The sequence below is a fragment of the Lacrimispora sp. genome (assembly GCF_036758025.1).
Classification (GTDB): domain Bacteria; phylum Bacillota; class Clostridia; order Lachnospirales; family Lachnospiraceae; genus Lacrimispora.
Genome location: NZ_DAIOXM010000017.1, coordinates 98,465 through 108,974, shown reverse-complemented (window position 1 = coordinate 108,974; position 10,510 = coordinate 98,465). Strand labels below are relative to the sequence as shown.

The 10,510-nt window shown below is 46.3% G+C and carries 9 protein-coding genes; 8 read left to right on the top strand and 1 reads right to left on the bottom strand.

Annotated elements, in window-relative coordinates; genetic code table 11:
• On the bottom strand, window positions 1-368 hold a 368-nt coding region (locus tag V7M78_RS14860; protein WP_333650913.1), incomplete at its 3' end, for a PD-(D/E)XK nuclease family transposase.
• Window positions 369-727: 359 nt separating this feature from the next.
• Here V7M78_RS14860 and V7M78_RS14855 point away from each other — a divergent pair.
• From V7M78_RS14855 to nox, 8 genes are all read left to right on the top strand, one after another.
• Window positions 728-1,891: an MFS transporter gene (locus V7M78_RS14855; protein WP_333650911.1), complete on the top strand. Its 1,164-nt coding sequence runs from the start codon at window positions 728-730 to the stop codon at window positions 1,889-1,891.
• Window positions 1,892-1,912: 21 nt separating this feature from the next.
• A complete protein-coding gene (locus tag V7M78_RS14850; protein WP_333650909.1) occupies window positions 1,913-4,213 on the top strand; it encodes a helix-turn-helix domain-containing protein in 2,301 nt (766 codons plus the stop codon).
• Between the two features lie 172 nt (window positions 4,214-4,385).
• Window positions 4,386-5,132 (top strand): DUF5058 family protein, encoded by a 747-nt coding sequence (locus V7M78_RS14845; protein WP_333650907.1) that lies wholly within the window; start codon window positions 4,386-4,388, stop codon window positions 5,130-5,132.
• A 14-nt stretch (window positions 5,133-5,146) separates the two neighbouring features.
• The gene (locus V7M78_RS14840; protein ID WP_333650905.1) at window positions 5,147-5,809 is read left to right on the top strand and encodes a hypothetical protein; all 663 of its coding nucleotides are present in this window, start codon (window positions 5,147-5,149) and stop codon (window positions 5,807-5,809) included.
• A gap of 37 nt (window positions 5,810-5,846) precedes the next feature.
• Window positions 5,847-7,280: a M20 family metallopeptidase gene (locus V7M78_RS14835; protein WP_333650903.1), complete on the top strand. Its 1,434-nt coding sequence runs from the start codon at window positions 5,847-5,849 to the stop codon at window positions 7,278-7,280.
• 81 nt (window positions 7,281-7,361) lie between these two features.
• Entirely contained in the window at window positions 7,362-8,027 is a 666-nt protein-coding gene (gene sdaAB / locus V7M78_RS14830; RefSeq protein ID WP_333650901.1) for an L-serine ammonia-lyase, iron-sulfur-dependent subunit beta, read from the top strand.
• A 13-nt stretch (window positions 8,028-8,040) separates the two neighbouring features.
• Entirely contained in the window at window positions 8,041-8,916 is an 876-nt protein-coding gene (sdaAA, locus tag V7M78_RS14825; RefSeq protein WP_333650899.1) for an L-serine ammonia-lyase, iron-sulfur-dependent, subunit alpha, read from the top strand.
• A 113-nt stretch (window positions 8,917-9,029) separates the two neighbouring features.
• Complete coding sequence (nox, locus tag V7M78_RS14820; protein WP_333650897.1) at window positions 9,030-10,364, top strand: H2O-forming NADH oxidase; 1,335 nt, start codon at window positions 9,030-9,032, stop codon at window positions 10,362-10,364.
• Window positions 10,365-10,510 lie beyond the last annotated feature (146 nt).

Below are 10,510 nucleotides of genomic sequence, written 5' to 3'. Positions count from 1 at the left end.
GGCAGTTCATCATAATCTTTCCCCTTTTGCAGGAATTCGCTGTCTATCATGGAATGATAGAATCTTGTCCGTCTCCCGTGATCCAGGGTGTCTCTTTTTTGTATCTCAATGTTATAAATTTTCCCATTGCTGTCCTCTGCCAGCACATCAAGGATTGCCCCGTGGGATGTGATTTTTGATATGGTATATTGGGTTCTAACCTCCCGGACCATTAAATCATCAATTCCCATCAGGATACGCAGTACATATTGGCAGGTTTCTTCATCCTGAAGGGCTACCGACATGAACGTATTGCTCAATAAATTAAGCTTCTGCAATGCGGCAATTCTCCCTTCTCTGGAGCTGATTAAATTGGTGTCACGGTTCATCCATTCTCCTTTTCTTCATAACCCAAAAGGAGAATTTGCCTTCTTAAATTTATTATAGCGTAAGAAAGATTTCCAATCAAGTTATTCTTCTGTCATCTGGTGTATAGGCTGCATTTTTATTTCATGGGTAATAAAGTGGCTGAATAGCCAGAATAATAAGAAAATATAAAGATATTATTTTCCTTTGCATTATACCAAAAAAAATGAAATTGTTCCATAGTATATTTGAAAATAAAATAAGCCTCATTTTAATATTTCATTTATATTTTTTCGTCAATAATAATATAGAAAAAATCCAGGATTTCGTGGTATGATATGGACTATAGCAGCAGATGACTGCTATTTTACAGGAGGAAATTATGCTATCCATATTACTTGTCATCATTTACATATCCTTTATCAGCCTTGGCCTTCCGGATGCATTGCTGGGGTCAGCCTGGCCGTCCATGTACCGCCAGCTTAATGTCCCTTTATCCTATGCAGGAGTTGTTTCCACCATCATCATAGGAGGCACGGTTATCTCCAGCTTAAACAGTGACCGCCTCATCCGGAAATTTGGCACCGGAAAGGTAACGGCTGTCAGCGTGGCAATGACGGCCATAGCCTTGTGGGGCTTTTCGATTTCCGGTTCTTTTTTAATTCTGTGTTTTTGGGCCATCCCTTACGGCCTTGGAGCAGGTTCGGTGGATGCTGCTTTAAATAATTTTGTGGCCCTCCATTACAAGGCAAGGCATATGAGCTGGCTTCACTGTTTCTGGGGCGTGGGAGCCACCCTTGGGCCTTATATTATGGGATATTTTCTTACAGGCGGAATGCCCTGGTCCATGGGCTACCGTTCCATTTCCTTTATCCAGATCATCCTGGCTGCCATGCTGATGATTTCCCTTCCCCTCTGGAAGAAAAGTCCTGAGCAGAGGCAGGAAGAAACCAAAGATGGCGGGCATTTAACCATAAAGGAAATCCTGAAAATGAAAGGCGCAAAGCCCATTCTTACCGCTTTCTTCTGCTACTGTGCTCTGGAGGCCACCGCAGGTCTGTGGAGCAGTAGTTATATGGTAATGGAAAAAGGGATTTCACCGGAATCTGCGGCAAAGTGGGCCTCTCTGTTTTACTTTGGAATTACCTTTGGCCGGTTTTTAAATGGTTTTGCCGCCATAAAGCTGTCCAACAAAGAGATGATCCGAATAGGACAGGGAGTCATACTTCTTGGGATTTTCACCATCCTTCTGGGAAGGGGAAGCGGGTTTTTAGGGGCCGGTTTTATCCTGGTTGGAATGGGATGCGGTCCAATATACCCCTGTATGCTTCACGAAACCCCAAAGAATTTCGGCAAGGAACTGTCCCAGGCCATTATGGGAATCCAGATGGCATGTGCCTATGTAGGGGCTGCCCTCATGCCCCTTTTCATGGGGGTTCTGGCAGAATATGTGTCCATTAAGCTGTATCCCTTTTATCTGCTGGCCTTTGCCGCAGTTCTCGTCGGAACAGTAGAACGGGTGAACCGGAACGCAAAGACCATTTGAGCATAGTTGGAGGACCTGCCTATGAATCAGACTTCAATCAACATTACTCTTAACAGCATTAAAAACATAAAACCCCATACCCACAGCGGCCTGGAGTGCATATTGCTGCTCAGGGGAAGGCTTCAGGTGGAAATCAACGGCGACCTTTATAATATGCTTCCAGATGATATTATACTGATCAACCACAGGGACATCCATGCCTGCCGCGGGGAATACAACAATCTTGCCATTATGCTGTATATAGACGAAGAGTTTTTGAAGGAAGAGTGCGGGGAGGTATTGAAAAGCTCATTTTGCTGCAATTCCATCCTGCAGCCGGATTTTGATAAACTCCATGAAATTAAGCGTCTGCTTACACAAATGCTTCTGGTACAGGTGAAAAATGAAAAGGGAGCTAATCTGGAAGTTTATGCCTTGCTGTTCCGCTTTTTAGTGACCTTGATGCAGCGGTTTCAGGTGGAAGGAGAGCGGGCTTTGCCGGAGCAAATCCAAGGCAAGGAGTCTATAAGCAGAATTTTAGATTATATCCAGCGCAACTATGCCTCCACCATTACCCTGACTGATGCAGCCGGACAGCTATATATGTCTCCTCAGTACTTTTCCAAATACTTTAAAAGCAAGATGGGAATAAGCTTTTTACAGTATTTAAACCAAGTGCGTCTGGAGCATGCTGTGGTGAGCCTCATTGGCAGCAGCAAGCCCGTCATTAAAATTGCCATGGAACATGGGTTTGCCAATGCCAAGGCATTTTCTGCCGCCTTTCAGAAGCAGTATGGAAAGGCTCCCGGAGAATACCGGAAACTCCATGCCCAAGCTTCCGAAGACAAGAAAAATGAAATTGAAGAGATCACTTCCAATATCCAGGATAACCTGCTGGAACTGGTCAAATATATGAAAGAACATGATATGCACCAGGATATGCCTACATACTCGCCGGATACGGTGGAACTGGATTTATCAAAAGAAACGGGACAGCCCTTAAGAAAACCTGAAAAGATGATCGGAGCAGGCCGTATCACGGATGTGCTCCAGTCCGAACTGATGGAACAGCTTGCAGAAGCCGGCAGGCAGCTTCACTTTGAGTTTATCTATTTTGAGGACTTTGATTTAGAAGAAGTGGAGGTGAAACAGGAGGCAGTTTATCAAAATTATATCTGTCATGAGTACATTCACCAGATAGAGAAGCTTCAAATGATTCCCTATGTGCAAATTGATATTTCACGCCAGATGGATCGCTATAAAGGCTGTTTAACAGCTTATGAAAAACGGCTGTCCTGCTTTGCCGATGTGCTGCGGTCCCATAATTCCCGCCGTGCCACAGGAAAGTGGAGGTTTGAAATTGCCTGTAAAAACCCGGACCATCTGCAGCCTTTTGGCCGGTTTTATCATTGGTTTTTGGGGCTTCTCAGGGAAAAAGGCATTGATGCGCATGTGGGTATTTTAATTCCTGACTGGGCCCTGCTTCCTGAAAAAGAAGGACGGCAGAAATTCTTCGGCACAGTAAAGGAGTTTCAGAATGCCCCGGAATTTGCCGGGTTTCACGGATATCCCAGGCCCTTTACGGAACAGGATAATGAAAGAACGAAACAACAGCTAAAATACTTCTGCGTCCACCGGTTGGAAATGATTCAGGCTTTATTTACAGAATACGGCCTTTTTGTTCCTCCTCTTTATATGACAAGATGGAATACGCTGACAGGCAGCGGTTCAGCAGAAGCAGGTGCTTTTTTCCGGTCCGCCCTGATTTTTGACAATCTTCTTCAGCTTCGGGGCAAGGTGGAGGCGGTGGGGTTTCCTGCCAGCACCTACCACACCCAGAGAATAGAGGGGATTTATGATTTCGGTATCCTGGGGTTGTTTTGGGTGAAAAAGGTCAGGCGTCCTGTGTATTTTGTATTGGAGGCGCTGAACCGGCTAAAGGGCCAGATGGTATTTTGCGGCGACAGTATTATGGTAACCAGAGAAGGAATGGATGAGTTTTGTATTGCGGTTTACCACCCCTACTATATGAATCCCCTTTATTCTGTGGATTTCTATTTCGTTGAGCATGAAATTCATCAGATTACCATTTTGCTTCAAGGGCTCCAGTCCGGGACTTACCGCATGAAACAGTTTGTTTTTGACCAGGGAAGCGCAGGTGTATTTGGCCGCTGGTTAGGAGTGGGGATGCCGGACCTTAATGATCCGGAGGTGATTGACTATCTGGAGCATGCCATATATCCGGAGTGCTATTTCTGGAATCAGGAAATCACAGGCAGTTATTCCCTTCGTACAAATCTCACCTTTAACGGGCTGGTGCTTTACACCATTAAAAAACAATAAAAACCTTATCAGGTTAAAAAATCACCTCACTTTTTTAACCTGATTTTTAGAAAGTAAAAAACAAATATGAAAATGCCCTGCATTATATACAAAAATATATTTATTTTTGAAAATATTTTGTGTAATATATCCTCATGAGACGATCGCCCATTGAACAAAAAGGAGGATATGTATGAAGGATTATTTAAACATTGCCAATGGTGGTGTCGTATTTCTGCTTTGCGGAATCGTCATCGCATTTGTTCTGGTCCAGTCTGTTATTTTCATGCGAAAGGCATGGGCCAGGGGAGTAGAGCTTGGGATGGAAAGGGCAGCCTTGAAAAAGGTTATGGTCAACAGCTGCGTAGTATCCATTTTGCCAAGTCTGCCAATCCTGATTATTTTGCTGCTGCTTATGCCTACTCTTGGGCGGTATTTTCCCTGGCTGCGCCTTAGTGTGGTTGGTTCCGGCGTGTATGAGAATATGGAGGCAGATGTTACTGCAAAGGCATTTGGTTTTACCGGAATTGCTGACCCTGACTTTTCCTTTGAAGCATTTGTGGGTGCTATGTGGGTTATGACCATTGGTATTATATGGGGACCGTTGTATACGGCCTTTGGCTCCAAGCTGATTCAGAAGGGAATTAAGGTTTTAAAGGGCAAACAGGAGAAGAAATTCCAGGCTATTTTTGCTTCCATGTTCATTGCGCTCCTTTGTGTCTTTTCCGGCCCTTATCTTTCCGCTCCTTTCCGGGTAGGAGCCACAGGTGCCGTTGGACTTGTGCCCCTGCTGGTGCTGCTGGTTTCCATGGCATTTAATACAATTTTAGAGGTTCTGGCAAAGAAAAGCAATATCAAGGCTCTGTCGGAATTCTGCTTCCCCATCAGCCTTGTACTGGGCATGGTTTCTGCAATTGTATTCAGCCAATTACTTAAATAAAGGAGGAAGGACCCATGAAACAAAACGATTATTACAGCTCCATCCATAGATTAGGCCGCTGGTCCACTCTTGCCGGTATTGCACTGATGTTTATGGTACCCATGGTGACAACCCTTGTTTACGGTGTTAAGCTGAATATTCCGGTCATAACAGCTGCTGCCATACAGCTTTGTATCGTGTTTATTCCTACTCAGCTTACGGAGGTTATTTCTTTTTCTCCGATACTGGGAGCAGGGGGAACATATCTTTCTTTCATAACGGGGAATGTTATGAATATGAAACTTCCTGCTGCCGCAGCAGGCCATCGCCTGATGAATGTGGAGCCTCACAGTGATGAGGGAGAGGTTGTTTCTGTTCTTGCCATCGGCATGTCCTCCATCACCACTACCATAATCATCTTTGCGGGTATGTTCATATTTACGCCTTTTATCCATTATTTAAGCAATCCTGTGCTGCAGCCCGGATTCAGCAGTGTTATGCCTGCATTGCTGGGAACCATGCTGCTTCCCCACCTGCGCAAGAACTTTCCTCTGGCAGTTACACCGCTTATTATCAGCACTGCGGCGGGAGTGATCTTTGCTTCCACTTATGGTCAGGTTCAGGGTTATCTGCTTTTATTTACTATGATTATTTCCGTCTTAGCAGCCATTGCCATCAGCAGCAGGGCCGCAAAATAAATGTTTATCATAAAAATCGATCTGGAAAGGAGACTGCATGAACGCCAAGGAACGAATTATAGAACTAATTGAACAAAAAGAGGAACTGTTCACAAGCATTTCCGATGGAATATGGGAGTTTGCGGAAACCCGGTTTGCCCTGAAAAAATCTGCTGATCTTTTGTGCGATGCCATAGAAAAAGAGGGGTTTCAGGTGACCAGGGACATTGCAGGGATGAAGGATGCTTTTATTGCTGAATACGGCAGCGGCAGTCCGGTTATCGGAATACTTGCGGAATACGATGCGTTAAACAATATGAGCCAGCAATGTGATGTTGCAGAACCGCTGCCCATTAAGGCAGGAGAAAGCGGCCACGGCTGCGGCCATCATCTTTTAGGCGCCGGCGCCTTTGCAGGTGCGGCAGGTATTAAGGACTATATGAAGGAAACAGGCATGACCGGCACCATCCGCCTGTTTGGCTGTCCTGCGGAGGAAAGCGGCTATGGAAAGGCTTTTATGGCCAGAGACGGGGTCTTTGAGGGGACGGATGCAGCTCTTACCTGGCACCCTATGGACTCCACAGGGATGTGGGATTTCAGTTCCTTAGCTGTATTTCAGACTTATTTCCGGTTTAAAGGCCGTGCAGCTCATGCGGCGGCGGCACCGGAACACGGACGAAGCGCTTTGGATGCTGCAGAGCTGATGAACATTGGTGTGAATTTCTTAAGGGAGCACATCATTGACGAAGGACGGATTCATTATGCATTTACCGATGTGGGCGGCACCTCTGCCAATGTTGTGCAGCCTACGGCAGAGCTTTATTACTTTGTCCGTGCACCTAAAGCAGAGCAGGCAAGGGAGATTTATGACAGGGTGGTAAGGATTGCAAAGGGCGCGGCCATGATGACGGATACAGAGGTTGAAATTGATTTTGACTCCGCCTGTGCCAGCTATATGGTAAACCGGGAGCTGGGCAAAGTCATGTATGAAAATTTAAAGCAGGTTACTCCTCTTTCCTATACGGAGGAAGAAATGGAATATGCCAGAAAGTTTTTTGACCAGCTTCCGGAGAGCACCAAAAACCAGATTGCAAGAAAGATCAGCGGATTCCTTCCTGATGCAGATCAGGATACCATTGATCAAGAGGCCCAAAGCCCCATTAACCGTCTGGTTGCCCCTCTCACATTCCCATCTAAGCCCATGAGCGGTTCTACAGACGTGGGAGATGTGAGCTGGACCATTCCCACTGCCACGGCAGTACTGACGACGGCTCCTAACGGAACTCCCGCCCATTCCTGGCAATGGGTTGCAACAGGCAAATCAACCATGGCCCATAAGGGAATGATGGCTGCCGGAAAGGTCATCGCCATGACGGCCCTTGATCTTTTGGAAAATCCGGAGATTATAAGAAAAGCCAAAGAAGAGCATAATAGGAATCTGGGCGGCAAGCCTTTTGTAAGTGCCATCCCGCCAGAAATATCTCCTCGTTAAGCTTTTTATGCGGTCCGTAAAATCGGACCGCATATTGTGCGTTATTATGAACATTCTATTTTTAGAAGGAGGCTTATGCCTATGAAATTAATCAGTGCATTTGATGTGATCGGCCCCAACATGATCGGGCCTTCCAGCTCCCACACAGCCGGAGCCCTGCGCATTGCGGAGTTGGCCCGGAAGCTGTTAAAGGGAGAGCCGGTTTCTGCCCGGTTTATTCTCTATGGATCCTTTGCCCATACTTATAGAGGCCACGGTACGGACAGAGCATTGGCGGCGGGAATTATGGGATTTCAGGCTGACGATGAACGGATTCCTAATTCTCTTAAGATTGCAAAGGAGAGAAGAGTGGATATTTCCTTTGAAATCAACACAGAGGAGGCCGATGTCCATCCCAACACCGTTGACATTGACGTGACCACCGACAGGGACGAGCATATGGTGATCCGGGGGATTTCCACCGGAGGAGGCAGAGCAGAGCTTAGCGCCATTGACGGAGTCAGCATCAGGCTTTCCGGAGAGTACAGCACCATTCTTGTAAAACAGTTGGATACCCAGGGAGTCATTACCCACATTGCAGGCTGTTTAAGCGAAAATAACATTAACATTGCCTTCATGCATTTATACAGAGAGGAAAAGGGCAGAAATGCCTATACAATCATTGAGGCAGATGAAACCATTTCAGAAAGCGTTGTCCATCAGATCGAAGAGCATCCGTCTATTTTCAGCGCCATTTTGATTGAATAAGGGAGGAAACTTTATGGATTTTCGTTCAGGAAATGAACTGCTGAAGCTTTGTAAGGAACAGGGGCTTCCTATATCTGAGATCATGCTGCGCCGGGAGGAAGAGGAACTGGGAGTGAAGCGGGAGGACGCTATGGCCCGCATGACCCATTCCTGGCAGATTATGAAACGGGCTGTAAGAAAGGCCATCGAAGAGCCGGTAAAGTCCATGGGAGGCCTGATCGGGGGAGAGGCCTCCAGAATGAATGCCAGACGGCTGGAAGGCCATTCCATATGCGGCACCGTCACTTCTAAGGCCATTGCCTATGCCATGGGTGTTTTGGAGGTCAATGCCTCCATGGGACTGATTGTGGCGGCACCCACGGCAGGGTCTTCGGGAATCATTCCGGGAGTTTTTACAGCTCTCCAGGAGGAATTTGGCTTTTCCGATGAGCAGATGGTACAGGCCCTGTTTCATACGGCGGCAGTGGGATATTTGATCATGCGAAATGCCACAGTGGCAGGGGCACAGGGAGGCTGTCAGGCAGAGGTGGGATCGTCTGCCGCCATGGCTGCCTCAGCAGTATCGGAGCTGATGGGAGGTTCCCCGGAGCAGTGTCTGGGAGCGGCCTCCATTGCCATCACCAATCTTATGGGACTGGTTTGTGACCCTATCGCAGGATTGGTGGAAGCGCCCTGCCAGAACCGCAATGCCGTTGGAGCGGCCAATGCTCTGGTATGTGCGGAAATTGTCTTAAGCGGCACCAGGTCAGTGGTTCCGTTTGATGAGATTTTAGAGGCATCCTACCGGGTGGGACTGCGGATGCCCATGGAGCTTCGGGAAACAGCATTGGGGGGAGCGGCGGCCACGCCTACGGCCTGCGAGCTCTGCAAGGGGATATTGAAAGACTAGAAAACTTTTTAATAATAGTAATTGTTTTTATTTTAACAATGTGTTATAATGCATATGAAAACAATGAACAGGATAAAACCTGCAGGCTCTTATGATACAGAGGAGGTTTTTTTATGGAACGTATTGTGGTAATCGGCGCAAATCACGCCGGAACAGCAGCAATTAATACGATTTTAGATAATTATAAAGATAAAGAAGTGGTTATATTTGATTCCAACAACAACATCAGTTTCTTAGGCTGCGGAATGGCTCTGTGGATCGGAAACCAGATTTCATCCGCTGACGGTTTATTTTACTGCAGCAAAGAAATCTTTGAGCAAAAAGGCGCAAGGGTTTATATGGAAACAAAGGTGGAATCCATTGATTATGACAACAAGATTGTCCGTGCACAAGGCAAGGACGGGCAGACTTATGAGCAGGTATATGACAAGCTGATTCTCGCAACAGGCTCCCTGCCCATTTCTCCAAACATCGAAGGGAAGGAACTGGAAAACGTTCAGTTTGTAAAGCTGTACCAGAATGCCAAGGACGTTATTGACAAACTTCATCAGGATTCCATTCAGGATGTGGCAGTTGTGGGAGCAGGATACATCGGTGTGGAGCTGGCAGAAGCCTTCCGCCGCGTGGGAAAAAATGTTACATTAATTGACAACGTGAACACCTGCCTATCAGGCTACTATGACCAGGAATTTTCCGATATTATGTCGAAAAACCTGGAAGACCACGGCATCCGTCTGGCTTACGGCGAAACCGTAACGAAGATAGAAGGAAACGGCAGGGTGGAAAAGGTAATTACCGATAAGCATGAATACAAGGCGGATATGGTGATTCTGGGAGTTGGGTTTAAGCCCAACAGCTGTCTTGGAAAAGACCGGCTGGAGCTGTTTGAAAACGGAGCCTATCTGGTGGATAAACGCCAGCAGACCAGCAATCCCGATGTATATGCCATCGGCGACTGTGCTACTGTATTCGACAATTCCATTCAAAAGACCAGCTATATCGCACTGGCTACTAATGCGGTCCGTTCCGGAATTGTGGCAGCTCACAATGCCTGCGGCACTTCGATTGAATCCATCGGTGTTCAGGGTTCGAATGGAATCTGCATCTGGAATCTGAAGATGGTTTCCACAGGTATTACTTACACCAAGGCAAAAGCCCTGGGCTATGATGCGGCTGTGACCGATTATGAGGATACCCAGAAGCCGGCCTTTATTGAGCATGACAACTACAAGGTGAAAATCAGAATCGTTTATGACAAGACGACCCGTGTAATTCTGGGTGCTCAGATGTGTTCTGAGTATGATATTTCCATGGCGATTCATCTGTTCTCCCTTGCAATCCAGGAACAGGTTACCATAGACAGGCTGAAATTGACGGATATTTTATTTCTGCCTCATTTTAATAAACCTTATAATTACTTTACAATGGCGGCTCTTGGAGCAGAATAAACAGCAGAATTCAGAAAGAACCAGGTATATAGAAATATGTACCCGGTTCTTTTTTTGTTTATGGAAAACAGGGATGAGGGAAGGAGAGTTGGTGAAAATGAATAAAAATAAAAAGAAAATAAAAAATATATTGACAGGAACAACCA